This is a genomic window from Bacillus sp. FSL W8-1143 (genome assembly GCF_037965155.1).
Taxonomy (GTDB): domain Bacteria; phylum Bacillota; class Bacilli; order Bacillales; family Bacillaceae; genus Bacillus; species Bacillus pumilus.
In genome coordinates this window covers 3,486,555-3,501,078 of sequence record NZ_CP150182.1, presented here as the reverse complement: position 1 = coordinate 3,501,078, position 14,524 = coordinate 3,486,555, and the positions used below count along the sequence as shown (strand labels likewise).

At 41.9% G+C, this 14,524-nt stretch carries 14 protein-coding genes and 1 riboswitch; of the genes, 11 read left to right on the top strand and 3 right to left on the bottom strand.

The annotated features are described in order from the left end of the window. Positions 1–33: 33 nt before the first annotated feature. The 5 genes from NSQ36_RS17980 (at position 34) to NSQ36_RS17960 (ending at position 3,898) form a co-directional block, all read left to right on the top strand. Complete coding sequence (locus NSQ36_RS17980) at positions 34–339, top strand: PTS sugar transporter subunit IIB (RefSeq protein ID WP_003214824.1); 306 nt, start codon at positions 34–36, stop codon at positions 337–339. A 14-nt stretch (positions 340–353) separates the two neighbouring features. Then, positions 354–1,703, top strand: coding sequence for a PTS cellobiose transporter subunit IIC (gene celB / locus NSQ36_RS17975; RefSeq protein WP_003214998.1), 1,350 nt, complete (start codon positions 354–356; stop codon positions 1,701–1,703). Positions 1,704–1,729: 26 nt separating this feature from the next. Continuing rightward, complete coding sequence (locus NSQ36_RS17970) at positions 1,730–2,056, top strand: PTS lactose/cellobiose transporter subunit IIA (RefSeq protein ID WP_003215078.1); 327 nt, start codon at positions 1,730–1,732, stop codon at positions 2,054–2,056. Then, on the top strand, positions 2,053–3,381 hold the full coding sequence (locus tag NSQ36_RS17965) for a 6-phospho-beta-glucosidase (RefSeq protein ID WP_050944533.1): 1,329 nt from the start codon (positions 2,053–2,055) through the stop codon (positions 3,379–3,381). Before NSQ36_RS17970 ends, NSQ36_RS17965 begins: the two co-directional genes overlap by 4 nt. Before the next feature lie 118 nt (positions 3,382–3,499). Next, positions 3,500–3,898, top strand: coding sequence for a hypothetical protein (locus NSQ36_RS17960; protein ID WP_050944532.1), 399 nt, complete (start codon positions 3,500–3,502; stop codon positions 3,896–3,898). Positions 3,899–4,211: 313 nt separating this feature from the next. Here NSQ36_RS17960 and NSQ36_RS17955 read toward each other — a convergent pair whose 3' ends face one another. Next, positions 4,212–5,303 carry a branched-chain amino acid aminotransferase gene (locus tag NSQ36_RS17955; protein ID WP_003215056.1) on the bottom strand — a complete coding sequence of 364 codons (1,092 nt, stop codon included), beginning with the start codon at positions 5,301–5,303 and terminating at the stop codon, positions 4,212–4,214. 368 nt (positions 5,304–5,671) lie between these two features. Here NSQ36_RS17955 and NSQ36_RS17950 point away from each other — a divergent pair, with 368 nt between their 5' ends. From NSQ36_RS17950 to NSQ36_RS17930, 5 genes are all read left to right on the top strand, one after another. Beyond that, positions 5,672–7,099, top strand: coding sequence for a right-handed parallel beta-helix repeat-containing protein (locus NSQ36_RS17950; RefSeq protein WP_339206326.1), 1,428 nt, complete (start codon positions 5,672–5,674; stop codon positions 7,097–7,099). Positions 7,100–7,214: 115 nt separating this feature from the next. Further along, positions 7,215–7,324: riboswitch (SAM riboswitch) on the top strand. Between the two features lie 168 nt (positions 7,325–7,492). Further along, positions 7,493–8,611 (top strand): sugar ABC transporter substrate-binding protein, encoded by a 1,119-nt coding sequence (locus NSQ36_RS17945; RefSeq protein WP_339206324.1) that lies wholly within the window; start codon positions 7,493–7,495, stop codon positions 8,609–8,611. 69 nt (positions 8,612–8,680) lie between these two features. Then, a complete protein-coding gene (locus tag NSQ36_RS17940) occupies positions 8,681–10,177 on the top strand; it encodes a sugar ABC transporter ATP-binding protein (RefSeq protein WP_339206321.1) in 1,497 nt (498 codons plus the stop codon). Next, positions 10,174–11,187: an ABC transporter permease gene (locus NSQ36_RS17935; RefSeq protein WP_339206319.1), complete on the top strand. Its 1,014-nt coding sequence runs from the start codon at positions 10,174–10,176 to the stop codon at positions 11,185–11,187. The genes NSQ36_RS17940 and NSQ36_RS17935 overlap by 4 nt, the downstream gene beginning before the upstream one ends. Positions 11,188–11,281: 94 nt before the next feature. Then, on the top strand, positions 11,282–11,914 hold the full coding sequence (locus tag NSQ36_RS17930; RefSeq protein WP_050944526.1) for a GTP pyrophosphokinase family protein: 633 nt from the start codon (positions 11,282–11,284) through the stop codon (positions 11,912–11,914). A 48-nt stretch (positions 11,915–11,962) separates the two neighbouring features. Here the strand turns inward: NSQ36_RS17930 and NSQ36_RS17925 are convergent, their stop codons facing one another. Together NSQ36_RS17925 and NSQ36_RS17920 are read right to left on the bottom strand one after the other, a co-directional pair. After that, positions 11,963–12,103, bottom strand: coding sequence for a hypothetical protein (locus NSQ36_RS17925; RefSeq protein ID WP_169901775.1), 141 nt, complete (start codon positions 12,101–12,103; stop codon positions 11,963–11,965). Between the two features lie 19 nt (positions 12,104–12,122). Further along, positions 12,123–13,208, bottom strand: coding sequence for a Rap family tetratricopeptide repeat protein (locus NSQ36_RS17920; RefSeq protein ID WP_137054205.1), 1,086 nt, complete (start codon positions 13,206–13,208; stop codon positions 12,123–12,125). Positions 13,209–13,733: 525 nt separating this feature from the next. Here NSQ36_RS17920 and NSQ36_RS17915 point away from each other — a divergent pair. Then, positions 13,734–14,498, top strand: coding sequence for a transporter substrate-binding domain-containing protein (locus NSQ36_RS17915; protein WP_339206317.1), 765 nt, complete (start codon positions 13,734–13,736; stop codon positions 14,496–14,498). The last annotated feature ends 26 nt before the right edge of the window (positions 14,499–14,524 follow it).

The window sequence follows — 14,524 nt, the reverse complement described above, 5'->3', positions numbered from 1 at the left end:
AAGCTACACACTTTCAAAAGGGGGCGTTTACACATGAACATCTTATTGGTTTGTGCAGCAGGTATGTCAACAAGCTTACTAGTCACAAAAATGGAGAAAAGCGCACAAGAACAAGGAAAAGACTATCGTATTTGGGCAGTATCTGGAGATTCAGCAAAAAATCATATTGATCAAGCCGATGTGCTTTTATTAGGACCACAGGTTCGATATTTATTACCACAAATGAAAAAGCTCGGAGAAGAAAAAGGGATTCCAGTCGACGTCATCAATACCGTGCATTACGGCGTATGTAATGGGGCTGAGGTTTTAAAATCTGCTGAACAGTTAGTGAACGGATAAAGGGGGCGGAAGGGATGAATGGATTCAACCGATTTCTAGAAGAGAAGGTCATGCCGTTTGCAGGGAAGATTGCCGCTCAAAGACATTTACAAGCATTGCGTGACGGAATTGTTTTAACCATGCCTCTCATTATTGTCGGTTCACTGTTTCTCATTTTAGCCAACCTTCCGATCCCAGGATACAGCGATTTTATGGCAAGTATCTTCGGAGCAGAATGGGCCACGAAACTATCCTATCCTGTTAATGCGACCTTTGACATTATGGCACTTGTTGCAACCTTCGGGATTGCCTACAGGCTTGCTGAAAAGTATGCAGTGGATGCCCTATCATCTGGTGCGATCGCTGTTGCAGCTTTCCTTTTGGCAACACCATATCAAGTTCCTTTCACACCTGAAGGCTCAACAGAAGCCATCTTAGTAGGTGGGGGAATTCCAGTTACATTGATGGGCAGTAAAGGGTTATTCGTTGCCATGATTATTGCCATGCTTTCAACTGAAATTTACCGATTCATCGTCCAGCGGAATATCGTCATTAGGATGCCTGATGGTGTACCGCCAGCAGTGAGTAAATCGTTTATCGCACTTATTCCAGGTTTTGTGGTCATCACGCTGATCTGGGTCGCTAGACTTTTGATTGAGATGACACCATTTGAGAGTATTCATAATATCATCACGGTCTTAATTGGCACACCGCTTTCCATTCTTGGTGGAAGCTTAGGCGGAAGTATTGTCGCCATTGGTGTGCAAATGCTCCTCTGGGCATGTGGTATTCACGGAGCAACCATTGTCGGCGGCGTCATGGGTCCAATTTGGCTCGGTGCGATGGATGAGAACCGTCTCGCATTCCAAGCAGGAGAAGTGCTGCCAAATATCTTCACAGCGCAGTTCTTTGAAATCTTCATCAATGTCGGCGGAAGCGGTGCAACGCTTGCCTTGGTGCTGACGATGATCTTACGTGCCAGAAGTAAACAAATGAAACAGCTTGGCCGACTTGCCATTGGGCCAGCCATCTTTAACATCAACGAACCGATCATCTTTGGAATGCCGATTGTTATGAATCCAATGCTTCTGATTCCGTTTATCCTTACGCCTATCATGATGATCATCACGACATATATCGGAATGAGCACAGGGCTTGTCGCAAAACCGGCGGGGATTGCGGTCCCATGGACGATGCCGCCTATCATTTCAGGCTATCTCGCCACAGGAGGCAAAATCTCAGGTGCTGTCATGCAGCTGATTAACCTAGCGTTGTCATTCGCTTTATACTACCCATTCTTTAGAATGTGGGATAAGCAGAAATTAAAAGAAGAAAGTGAACTAGAAACAAATGCAACAACTGATGAAAATGTCGTCAGCATGTAATAGAGGAAACAAGGGGGATGCGGCCGATGGAAATGGAACAAATTGTGTTTCAACTCATCTTACACGGCGGGAATGGCAGAAGCTCTGCGATGGAGGCCATTACATGTGCAAAGCAAGGGAATTTTGATGAGGCGAAGCAAAAATTGCAGGAAGCACAAGACGCGTTAAATGAGGCGCATCACGCACAGACAGAGCTGATCCAAGGAGAAATTAGAGGAGAAAAGACCGATATTAGCCTCTTAATGATCCATGCACAGGATCATCTCATGAACGCAATGACCGTCAAGGAGCTTGCGGCGGAAATCATCGAGCTCCATGAAAAAATGAAGCAACTCGGAGGTGTCAATTCATGAAAGATGGAATCAAAATTGTCACAATAGGCGGAGGATCAAGCTATACGCCTGAGCTTGTCGAAGGGTTTATCAAACGATATCATGAATTGCCTATAAAGGAATTATGGCTCGTGGATATTGAAGCGGGTCAGGAAAAGTTAAACATCGTGGGTGCTCTCGCGAAACGCATGGTCGAAAAAGCCGGTCTGCCGATTGAGGTACACCTGACGCTTGACCGCCGGGAAGCCCTGAAGGACGCAGATTTCGTGACAACACAATTTCGTGTAGGACTGCTGGAAGCACGGGCTAAGGATGAGAGAATCCCACTTAAATATGGCGTCATCGGTCAGGAAACGAACGGACCAGGCGGCTTATTTAAAGGCCTTCGAACCATCCCAGTCATTCTAGATATCGTGAAGGATATGGAAGAGCTTTGTCCAGATGCATGGCTTGTGAACTTTACAAATCCGGCGGGCATGGTCACAGAAGCTGTGCTACGCTACACAAATCTAAAAAAAGTAGTCGGTCTATGTAATGTCCCAATTGGGATAAAAATGGGGATTGCCAAGGCGCTTGATGTGGAAGTTGAACGGATCGAGGTACAGTTTGCCGGTCTCAATCACATGGTCTATGGATTAGACGTGTATTTAGACGGGGTCAGCATTATGGATCAAGTACTCGATGAATTAGGAAACCCGAATAGTCAGTGGTCTATGAAGAACATTGAAGCGAAAAACTGGGAACCTTCTTTTGTAAAAGGATTAGGAGTGATCCCATGTCCGTATCATCGCTATTACTATAAAACAAAAGATATGCTGGAAGAAGAGCAAAAAGCGGCCCAAGAAAAAGGAACAAGAGCAGAGGTAGTCCAGCAGGTCGAGCACGAATTATTTGAGCTCTATAAAGATCCTGATTTATCGATTAAACCACCACAGCTCGAAAAAAGAGGCGGGGCATATTACAGTGATGCGGCATGTAACTTAATCAGCTCCATCTATAATGATAAGCATGACATCCAACCAGTCAATACAGTGAACAGAGGGGCGATTGCAAGCATTCCGGCTGAATCAGCGGTTGAAGTGAACTGTATCATTACGAAGGACGGACCAAAACCAATCGCGACGGGTGATCTGCCTGTAGCTGTGAGAGGACTCGTTCAACAAATCAAATCATTCGAGCGTGTGGCAGCAGAAGCGGCAGTCACAGGAGATTACGAGACGGCTCTTGTGGCAATGACGATCAATCCGCTTGTCCCTTCTGACGAAATTGCAAAGCAAATTTTAGATGAAATGCTCGAAGCACATCGTGAATATTTACCGCAATTCTTCAAATCAGTCAAAGCGTAAAACAAAATGGCCCCTTTATGGGGTCGTTTTTTATCATTGCCCCATATGGAAATTCAAGAAAGAAGTGTATGATAGTAAAAAACAACATGTATGGCTTCAAAGAAAGGACGGTTTGAGTATGGTTGCAATTGGTTTAATGCTTTACGGCTTTATCGTTCAACCTCTGTTGAGTTATGGCACAGTGGTCTTGTTTTTGTATGGAATCATCGCTTCTTTTATTGGTCTTATTCGTCATAGACAGTATGTATGGATTTATGTTCTTCGCCTACTCGTTTGTTTTACCATTCCAGCAACCAACCTGTTGATGTATTTCGCAACAATTGGTGGAGATGAAAGAGACTTTGATTTTCAGCCGATGCCGTTTGTTTATTATCTTGTCTTTATAATAGAAATCATCATCGTCTTTTTACCAGAGATTTTTTTACTGATCGAAAGAAAGCGGAGCATCAAAGGGAAACAGTGGATATATATAGGGGCGATTGTGGGTGTATCGGTCTTGTTTTGGTGCACGATTTGATGGAAGGCTGACTGGACATCTAAGTCTATTTCCCCTTCTTGTTGCGTAACCTTTTTCGTCTAACCTTTACAAAAGTAATAGAAAGAACAAGGATAGAAATTCCGAGAAACTTAAATAGAAACCGGGTGTGGAACGGTGAATCGTCGAAGCCTGTAGCGATGATGATCGATCCGATGCAAATACCAAAGAACGCTAGTAGATAAGTAAAAAACATACCATCACTCCTCAATGTGTTATTACCATTATAAGGTATATCAGAGAGGTAATTAAACAAAAAAAGAACCCTTCATGATTGAAAGGTTCTTTTACATGCTTAAGCTTGTTTGACGACCGAATCGACTTCTACTGTCCAGCCGAAGATATCTGGTTGTGTTCCTTTTTGAATACCCGTAATGGCTTCATACAATTTCTTCGATACTTCACCTGTTTGACCATCTTGAATCACATATGGCTGATCGTGATAAATTAATTCCCCGACAGGAGAGATGACGGCCGCTGTTCCAGTTCCAAAGATTTCTTCAAGCTCGCCTGATTGATGTGCTTCAATTAACTCATCAATTGAAATTTTACGCTCTGTCACTGGAATTCCCCAGTGTTTTAATAGCTCAAGTACAGAGTTACGTGTGATGCCTTCTAAAATGCTGCCGTTCAGTTCAGGCGTCACGATTTCTCCATTGATTTTAAAGAAAATATTCATACTCCCAACTTCTTCAATGTACTTTTTCTCGACTCCATCAAGCCAAAGAACTTGTGAAAAACCTTTCGTTTCAGCGACTTGCTGTGCCTTGAGGCTTGAGGCGTAGTTCCCAGCTGTTTTGGCATTTCCTGTTCCGCCTTTAACGGCACGGACAAATTCGTTTTCAACGGCAATTTTGACAGGATGGATGCCTTCTTTATAGTAAGACCCCACTGGAGATAGGATAATGAGCAGCTTATATGTGCTTGACGGCGCAACGCCTAAATACGGCTCAGTGGAAATAATGAATGGACGGATATACAATGAAGTGCCCTCTGCATCAGGTACCCAATCCTTATCAATGCGAATGAGTTCATTTAAGCCCTCTAAAACCGTTTCTGTATCAATTTGTGGGATGCACAGGCGGTCATTGGATCTGTTTAAGCGTTCCATGTTCTTTTCCGGACGGAATAAGAGAATTTTCTGATCCTCAGAAACATAAGCCTTCAAGCCTTCAAAAACAGATTGCCCATAATGGTAGACCATCGAAGCTGGGTCCATTGGAATGGCCTGATAAGGGATAATTCTTGGATCATACCAGCCTTGATCAATGGAATAATCCATCACAAACATGTGATCTGTGAAGATTTTTCCGAATTCAAGTTGATCAGATTGAGGTTTTGGTTTTTTTGTTGAACTAAGTTCAACGCGGATGGGTTGTTTTGGCATCGTAAATCTCCTTGCTATTTGATTATTTGAAAATTCTAATAATATGAAATAATTATGATTCTATTCTATACCTTCACAAAATATTAGCAATAGGTTTTCTGGAATTCAGACAAGAAAAATCTGTTAAAGCGCTTTCCTTCTCTCTGCCGTCAGTCTGCCTCATGTCACCCCTTTTTAATAAAGAAATAAAATCCAAATACATTATTAACTGATTAATCTGACAATTTAAAAGCGGATAAATTACCTGTAAGATATTCTTTCAACCATACACCTTTTGACTAGTACATTGCAAGGGGCATTGTCATATTTTAATCCTCTTTTTTTTAACCGATAAAGGAAGAAGAGAAGTGAAAGGAGCAAACAACAAGATGAAACGAGCGATACCAAGCATTTTACTCATTTTATTCATGACCGTGATCAGCTTCGGCTGTCAAGCGATGACAGAGGAGGCTGGCGCCAAGCAGGGAACTGCCTATTACGTGGCGACAAACGGGAACGACAAAAGCCCAGGAACGAAGCAAAAACCTTTTCGCACGCTGAAAAAAGCGGCAAGTATGGCGAAAGCCGGGGCAACCATTTACGTGAGAGGCGGCACATACAAAGAGAAATTGATTGTCCGCCATTCAGGGACAAAGAAAGCACCTGTTATCTTTCAAGCTTACGGAAAAGAAAAACCTGTCATTAGCGGGGCTTCACTCAAAGGAAATCAAGCAGATGGCGGTCTTGTCACGATCGATCAAAAAAGTTACATTACCCTCAAAGGTCTGACGGTGGGACATCTCAAGACGAATAAGGAAGATCTGACCCCAGTCGGTATTTTCATCAAAGGAAGCGGGAAAGGCGTCAAACTTCTCAACAACCGAGTGTATGACATTCAGACGACACACACAAATGGGAATGCGCACGGTATTGCGGTCTATGGAACAAAAGCTCCTGCAGCCATTGAAGACATTGAAATCAAAGGAAACACTGTTGAAAAATTAAAACTGGGCTTCAGTGAAGCGCTTGTGCTCAATGGGAACGTCAAAAAGTTCCGTGTGACACATAACACCGTCCGCCACACTGATAATATAGGCATTGATTTAATTGGTTTTGAGAACGTAGCACCTTCTAAAAAGTACGATCAAGTCAGAAATGGTGTCGTATCTAGAAACAAAGTGTATGAGATTACGAGTGTAGGAAATCCAGCCTATGGCAAAGACATCTCCGCTGGCGGAATTTATGTGGATGGCGGGAAGGACATTGTGATTGATCATAACATCACACATCACAATGACCTAGGGATTGAAGTCACAAGTGAACATAAAGGAAAAATGGCAGATCGCATTCGCATCGAACACAATCAAGTGTATTTGAACCGTTATACAGGCATTTCAATTGGCGGCTATGATAAAAAGCGAGGCGGAACAACAAATACGACGATCTCACATAATATTTTATACAAAAATGACACAGCCGGCTTAGAAGGCGGTCAATTGTTGATGCAATATCAAGCTGTGAACAATCGAATCACGAGCAATATCATGACAGCGAGTGCCTCGCATTACTTAGTCGTGAATCTTTATGGAGTAAATCAAAAGAATATCTTCCAGAAGAACGTATATGACGACCGCAAAGGTGCAAAAGCATCACAGTGGGTATGGCGCGGGAAATGGATGGAAGGCTACAAAACGTATCTCTCTAAAAGCGGTCAAGATAAAGGATCAGCACATCTCAATCCACAATTTATGAATGAGAAAAAATATGATTTTCGCCTGAAGAAGTCATCACCTGCTAAGAAAATCATCGGAAATTAAGCAAGTCTGAATCCAAACTCATTGTTTTAAATTTTCAAAAAAATCATTGACATTGATGTGACATCACATTAAAGTAAAGAAGACATTTCAACGAAAACAAAATTTCATAACGGATCTCTTATCAAGAGAGGCAGAGGGACTGGCCCTATGACGCCCGGCAACCGTTTCTACTATAGAAATTGGTGCTAATTCCTGCAAAGCTGTTACAGCTTTGACAGATAAGAGAGGAAGAATCCCGATACATGTTTCATGCAACGGTGATCAAGCCTCTCTTTCCAAGAGAGGCTTTTTTTCGTCTCTTTTTCAAATGAAAGAACAGTTTACTGGCGTTTTCCCACATTTTTACCTAGTTTTCCGATGTGAAAAATAAAAACAACTTGAGGAGGAACAGCAATGAAGCGTAACTATTTTACATCTTGTCTTATATTTTTAACGGTATTGACCGTCCTATTAACAGGCTGCGGCACTGGATCAAGTGCAGGCTCAAAGACAAATGCGAACGAAAAGGTCTCCTTTGACAATGTACCGAAGCGATTTGCAAAGGGACAGGGAGCAAAAATTAAAGTCATTCGTAAAATTGGAGGAGATGATCATACAGCGCAGTTTTTAGCTGGGACGAAGGCAGAAGGTGAAGCGCTTGGCTTAACGGTAGATGTCTACACCGCAAATGGAGATACAGCGAAGTTCCATGACGCGATCTCTCAGGCGCTGGAAGAAAATTATGATGGCTTTATCATCTCTCATGGGGACGACGAGGCGACCGTCGCTGACGTGAAAAAGATCACAGCGAAGGGTATTCCAGTCGTAGCGTTCGATTCAAATCCTAAGCTGAAGGACATCAAAGGAGTCACAGTGACGTCTCAAGATGACGAACAATTAGCGAAAAAATCACTAGACGCACTCGTGTCTGACTTTAAAGGAACAGCAAATATTGCGTACCTCTGGGTAGATGGATTCCCGCCAATGGTGAGACGGAACAAGGTCTATCAAGAAACGCTCAAACAACATGCAGGGATCAAGGAACTTGACCGCTTTGGTATTGCCTCCTCTGATACGTCTGTTCAAACACAAAATGCAGTGGCAGCGATGCTGAATAAATATCCAAAGGGCAAACTTGACGCTATTTTTGCTACGTGGGATGCCTTTGCCATTGGCGCAGCAAGAGCGCTAAAGGAAGCAGGAAGAACAGAAGTGAAGATTTATGGGATTGATGTGTCAAATGCGGATCTTCAAGAAATGACAGCAAAAGACAGTCCATGGAAGTACACAGCAGCGGTTGATCCGAAGCTCATTGGCGCAGTTGACGTGAGAATTCTTGCGAAGAAAATAGCGGGTGAGAAAACCCCGTCTTCCTATGATCTTGAGGCCTCTCTCATCTCACAAAAACAGCTTAAACAATCAGGAAAGGCCATCAATATGGTCAATCTTGCAGACGAAGGGAAGGGGTTCGGCTCATCGACTGCCTTTGAAGAAGATTGGATGAAGACCTTGAAGAAGCATTATACAAAATAAACGCCGTGCACTCTCTTCTATAGAGGGTGTTTCGTTTTTCAAATGATGATCATGAGAAGGAGGACATCTATGACTTCGCCGCTAGTTTGTATGAAACATATTTCGATTGAATTCCCAGGAGTAAAAGCGTTAGATCAAGTGAATTTCACATTAAAAAAAGGGACAGTTCATGCACTGATTGGAGCGAATGGTGCTGGGAAGTCCACGTTAATGAAAGTTCTTTCTGGCGCTCATTCGCACTATGAAGGAAGCATCCAAATCAATGGTCAGGCGGCATCGATTCAAACCCCAAAGGATGCGGCCTCATATGGTGTGCAGACGGTTCATCAAGAAGTGGATACAGCTCTCGTTCCCTACTTAAGTGTTGGTGAGAATATGATGATGCATCAGATTGAGAAGAAAACATTTGTCGACTGGAAAGAGCTGCACCGTAAGGCAGCTCAACGATTAAAAGTACTGGACATCGACATCTCCACAAAACGCCTTGTAAGTGATCTGACCCTTGCGGAAAAACAGATGGTGCTCATCGCCAAAGCCGTTTCAATCAAATGTAGCATTTTAATTTTAGATGAACCAACAGCTCCGCTAAGTCATACAGAAACAAACAAATTATTTTCAATGATTGACCGGCTGAAACAGAATGGAACGGGCATTGTGTTTATCTCTCATCGCATGCCTGAAATTTTCACCATTTGTGATGAACTGACAGTGATGCGAAATGGAACCGATGTCGCAGCTCATCTTGTTCAAAATACAAATCCGCAGCAGATCATTGAAGAAATGCTAGGTGCGCCATTAGAGGAGCAATTCCCGCTCCGTACACCGTTGAAGGATGCACCTATTGCCCTTGAAGTGAAGCAGCTAAACGACCAGCATAAATTACGCAATATTCATCTTCATGTGAAAAAGGGTGAAATTCTCGGAATTGCGGGCCTTGTCGGTGCTGGAAAAACGGAATTGTGTAAAGCCCTTTTCGGCGCCTCAGAAAAAACGACAGGGACTGTGAAGCTTCATGGTCAAACCGTTCGCATCACATCGCCTCATCAAGCGGTGAGAGCTGGAATGGCCCTTGTGCCAGAAGAACGGAGAAAGGAAGGGATTCTGACAGAAGAGAGCGTGGGGTGGAACTTAACGGCCGCAAGTCTTCGTTCATTCTCAAGCGTGTTCAGCTTTTTACATCGTTCGAAGGAAAAGCGGAAAGCAGACGAAATCGTCAAACGACTAGGTGTCAAAACCCCATCTCTTGAAGCAAAGGTGAAGCATCTATCCGGTGGAAATCAACAGAAGATTGCCATCGGAAAATGGCTGCTGGCTGAAGCGGATGTCTATCTCTTTGATGAACCAACTAAAGGTGTTGACGTTGGAGCGAAAAAAGATATTTTCACGCTGATTGCAGAGCTTGCCGCCCGCGGGAAATCTGTGATTTATGCGTCAAGTGAGCTGTCGGAGATTGCAGGGATCGCAGACCGAGTCTATGTGCTGTATGATGGCAGCATTGCCCGGGAAATGACTGCCCCAACGACTGAGGAAGAGCTTTTATATCATTCAACAGGAGGACAATCATGAGTGAACAACAAATTCCAGCCCCTGTGCAGCAAACGAAAAAACAGCGGCCATCCTTTCATCTATTTGATTTCTTTTATCGATATGGCACGATCTTAACCATTGCTGTATTGATTGTGGTATTTGCGGCAGCGAATCCAGCGTTTTTGCAATCAGGGAATATTATCAATATTTTACGGTCTATCTCCATTGTGACCATTATTGCGGTGGGCCTTACCATCTCCTTGGCAGTCAACGGCTTTGATTTATCGGTCGGATCAGTCGCAACGTTATCGAATGCAATTGTGATTTCTATGTTTGTGTGGTTTTCGCAAAACCCGCTGATTGCGATCCTCTCTGCGCTAGCGGCTGCCCTTATTGTTGGTTTACTCAATGCCTTGATGATTGTCAAAATGAAAATTCCAGATATGCTCATGACATTAGCCATGATGTTTATTATTCAAGGGCTGGCTCAGACGTATACGAAAGGGGCGACCATTTCTGAAAACATGGTGCTGCCTGATGGTACATTCTCAACGGGTACAATCCCTGCCTTTTTCAGCAAAATCGGACAGGTGCCATATATCATTCTCTTAATGGCAGTGATTGTGCTATTTGCACATGTTTTCATGACCTACACAAAGCACGGACGATATATGTACATCATTGGAGGGAATAAGGAAGCGGCTCGATTGTCCGGTATTCATGTGAATAAATATAAAATCGTGGCATATCTGCTTTCGGCTTTATTTGCAGCAATCGGCGGTATTGTGCTGGCATCAAGGGTAATGACAGCGGAAATAAATGCGGGCACACCATATTTAATGGATGGCGTAGCGGCAGCTTTTATCGGTTTTTCCGTCATGGGAGCAGGAAAACCAAATGCATTTGGTACTTTTATTGGGGCTGTGCTCATCGGTATTTTGCAAAATGGACTTGTGATGATGTCTGTCCCTTATTACGCGATGGATATTGTGAAAGGCTCTGTACTCGCCCTTGCGCTGGCGTTGACATATTATAAACAGCGAGGCTGACGACGTATTTTTTAAAACCTTTCGAGTCCCGTCTCCGTCTAGTAAACGGAAAGCGGTGCTGCCGCCGTTTCCCAAAAGGAGATGACAAAAAGAAATGAATATGTCAGCAACTCATGTAGAAGATTTGAAAAACGTCATGGAAGACTGGAAAAATGAATTATTAGTATATAAATTTGCATTAGATGAAATGGATACGAAGTTTTCAATCATTAGCCAGGAATATAATTTAATCCATGGCCACAATCCAATAGAGCATACAAAATCACGGATCAAATCCTTTGAAAGCATTGTAAATAAATTAGCAAGAAAAGGATGCGACATCACAACACAATGTGCCAAGGAGTATATTCATGATATCGCAGGTGTCCGTATCATCTGCTCCTTTATTCAAGATATCTATAATATTATGGATGTATTGAGGCAAAGAGAGGATCTAAAAATCCTTGAAGTGAAGGATTACATTCAACATCCAAAACCAAATGGCTACAGAAGTGTGCATTTAATTGTGGAAATCCCTGTGTACTTAACGAATCGTGTGGAGCATGTGAAGGTTGAGATTCAGGTGCGGACCATAGCGATGGATTTTTGGGCGAGCCTTGAACATAAAATCTATTATAAACTGCAAAACGATGTCCCTCATCAGCTAACCGATGAATTAAAGGAAGCGGCAGATATCGCCCATTACTTAGATGAAAAAATGCAAAATATTAAACGAGAAATCGATTAACGTATAAAAAAGAGCAGCTGCGATATTCACAGCTACTCTTTTTCTTGTTTAAGGATTGGTGCCGCGGTCTCTCTTTTGAATGATATCTTGAGATTGTGCAGATTGGCTCTCTTTTTGGATTGAAGCGCCAATAGAAACACCTGTTATCAAGAGTGTCAAAATCGCAGTTGTGATAAGCCATTTTTTCATCATACATCACTCCATATTCTTAACAAGTTTTTAAGGACAACGCCTTGTTCCAGAAATAAGTGGATTCTTCATGAAGTCCAATATCTGTTAAGTAAGCAGCTGCATCCTGACAGATGGCTTCAAGATCGACAAGAAAATTCATAGTTTCTAATTGATCACAATAAGACTTGATTTGCTCTATCATGTTGTCTTGCTGAAGCATAAGTGTTTCTAAAATAGATAATTTAAGAGAAATGTTTCGTTGTTTTAAATTTTCTGCTTTTTGAAGTGAAAGCTGCACATAATAGTGGAACAAACCAGGCTTTTTCAGCTTGAATAGTGCTTTTGTGTAGGCATACATGGCAAGTAAGTAGCCGCCTGGAGAAGACGTTTCAAATGTCTCGATCAATAAAGCCTTTTCTAGGAGCGGCACAGCTTCACTGTATTCATTTCTAAGACTTTTAATAAAAGCTGCATTGCAATACGCGTGACCAAGTAAATCTGGGTCTTCCATTTGTTCTAGTGAATGAATCACTTCTTCAAATAATGACTCTGCCTCATCATATTTTGATTGATCAGCATAATTCAAAGCGAGCATCATTTGACAGCTGATTGATTTTTTCACATAACATGGATCTGCGTCATAAATAGATGAAGCCATTTTCAAGTGGTGTATGGAGAGGAGCGTGGATCTTATATTATAGTAAAGACACCCTGTTTTATAATGAAATTCTGCTTTTTCAATGTCATCGTGGACGAGATCTAATTTATCCTCTGCCAATTTTAAAAGGTGAAATGCCGTATCCTGATTGCCTCTGCGCATTTCATACATCCCTTTAAAGAAATAGAAATAGTAGCTGAGCATGTCATCTGTACGGATTGCATTTTCATCAACAAAAAGACTGTGATCCAGCGAAGCTGTATCTTCAATGAGATCCTTAAAACGGTACTCTAGCAATTGATAGTAAAGTAGGACATCTTGATTCTCTTCCATGCGATCAAACGCTTGAAGAATCTCTTCTTTTAGCTGGATCGCACCTTGTATTTCTCTTTTTTTCATCATGACATACCAGTCATTTAACATATTCGCTACATCAACGGACGACAAAACACCTGTTTCTGCCAATTTATATCCTCCTTTCTTCATCTATCCATCTCGTTCGATTCCCGCTCATCTGAATTCACTTTCCATATTCAGTATCTTCTTATATTTTAAGCGCTCTCTCGCAATTTGTAAAACATGTTTTTTGATGTAAATTCAACCAGTTGTGAAAGAAATAGGGATCATGTGCCTTTTGTATACGCTTACATATTTTTAGGTAAAAAGAGGGTTTTAGAGAAGATATATTACGATATCAATAGAGAGAAGAAGATCATTCAAGTGTCTGTTTTTGTATGTTAGAAAAAACGGCGGTTTTCAAGGTGTTATCTCGTTTTTTGTGAGATTATCTCACATTATGATTGTGAATCGCTCTTCTTTTAGAATAAAATGAGTTATTCGCAAAAAAGTAAAATTTAAAGAGACTATTGATCTAGAATTGTATGGATCTTTGGTATTGATAAAAAACATCACACACTATAGCTTTAGCGTGGTATAGTATTATTGGTATTGCGAATATTTAGATAAAACTGACAATAAGGGGCGTGTTTTATGAAAAAATCGATGTTACTGATCATGGGACTCATAGTTGTGCTCATCATGGCAGCCTGTGGATCAAAATCGGACAGCGGTTCGGGAGAAGGCAAAGGCACATATAAAATTGGGATAGATGTAACATATCCGCCATTCGAATTTGAAAAGGGCGGTAAAACTGAAGGAATCGACGTTGATCTGATTAACGCCATCGCGAAAGACCAAGACTTCAAAGTGAAACTTGAAGCGATGGACTTCTCAGGCATTATCCCGGCAATGCAGGCAGGTCAGCTTGATGTAGGGATGGGCGGAATGAGCATTACAGATGAGCGTAAGAAGAAGGTAGATTTCTCAGATCCGTACTTCGACGCTGGATTGACAGTTGTTGTTAAAAAGGACAGTAGCATCAAATCAATTGATGATTTAAAGGGGAAAAAGCTAGCTGTTAAAAATGGGACGACGGGTGCAAAATTTGCATCAGATAACGCAGATAAATATGGGTATGAAGTGGTTCAATTTAATGACAGCCCATCGATGTTCCAAGAAGTTTCAAACGGAAATGCAGATGCCTTAATTGAGGATTATCCTGTCATTACGTATGCAATTGCACAGCAAGATTTAAAATTGAAAACAGTTGGAGACCGATTGAATGGAGACCAGTATGGTATCTCTGTGATGAAGGGGAAAAACCAAGACCTATTGAAAAAGATCAATAAAGGTCTAGAGAACCTAAAGAAAAACGGTGAATATGACAAAATTATTGATAAATATTTGAAGTCATAATACAAGCGAGGCGCGCTCCGAGCGCG

What these genes read in the sequence shown, in the direction of transcription:
- NSQ36_RS17945 (WP_339206324.1), top strand. Translation starts at nt 7,493, where the DNA reads ATGAAGCGTAACTATTTTACATCTTGTCTTATATTTTTAACGGTATTG.
- NSQ36_RS17970 (WP_003215078.1), top strand. Translation starts at nt 1,730, where the DNA reads ATGGAAATGGAACAAATTGTGTTTCAACTCATCTTACACGGCGGGAAT.
- NSQ36_RS17930 (WP_050944526.1), top strand. Translation starts at nt 11,282, where the DNA reads ATGAATATGTCAGCAACTCATGTAGAAGATTTGAAAAACGTCATGGAA.
- NSQ36_RS17965 (WP_050944533.1), top strand. Translation starts at nt 2,053, where the DNA reads ATGAAAGATGGAATCAAAATTGTCACAATAGGCGGAGGATCAAGCTAT.
- celB (WP_003214998.1), top strand. Translation starts at nt 354, where the DNA reads ATGAATGGATTCAACCGATTTCTAGAAGAGAAGGTCATGCCGTTTGCA.
- NSQ36_RS17955 (WP_003215056.1), bottom strand. Translation starts at nt 5,303, where the DNA reads ATGCCAAAACAACCCATCCGCGTTGAACTTAGTTCAACAAAAAAACCA.
- NSQ36_RS17915 (WP_339206317.1), top strand. Translation starts at nt 13,734, where the DNA reads ATGAAAAAATCGATGTTACTGATCATGGGACTCATAGTTGTGCTCATC.
- NSQ36_RS17925 (WP_169901775.1), bottom strand. Translation starts at nt 12,103, where the DNA reads ATGAAAAAATGGCTTATCACAACTGCGATTTTGACACTCTTGATAACA.
- NSQ36_RS17960 (WP_050944532.1), top strand. Translation starts at nt 3,500, where the DNA reads ATGGTTGCAATTGGTTTAATGCTTTACGGCTTTATCGTTCAACCTCTG.
- NSQ36_RS17980 (WP_003214824.1), top strand. Translation starts at nt 34, where the DNA reads ATGAACATCTTATTGGTTTGTGCAGCAGGTATGTCAACAAGCTTACTA.
- NSQ36_RS17950 (WP_339206326.1), top strand. Translation starts at nt 5,672, where the DNA reads ATGAAACGAGCGATACCAAGCATTTTACTCATTTTATTCATGACCGTG.
- NSQ36_RS17940 (WP_339206321.1), top strand. Translation starts at nt 8,681, where the DNA reads ATGACTTCGCCGCTAGTTTGTATGAAACATATTTCGATTGAATTCCCA.
- NSQ36_RS17935 (WP_339206319.1), top strand. Translation starts at nt 10,174, where the DNA reads ATGAGTGAACAACAAATTCCAGCCCCTGTGCAGCAAACGAAAAAACAG.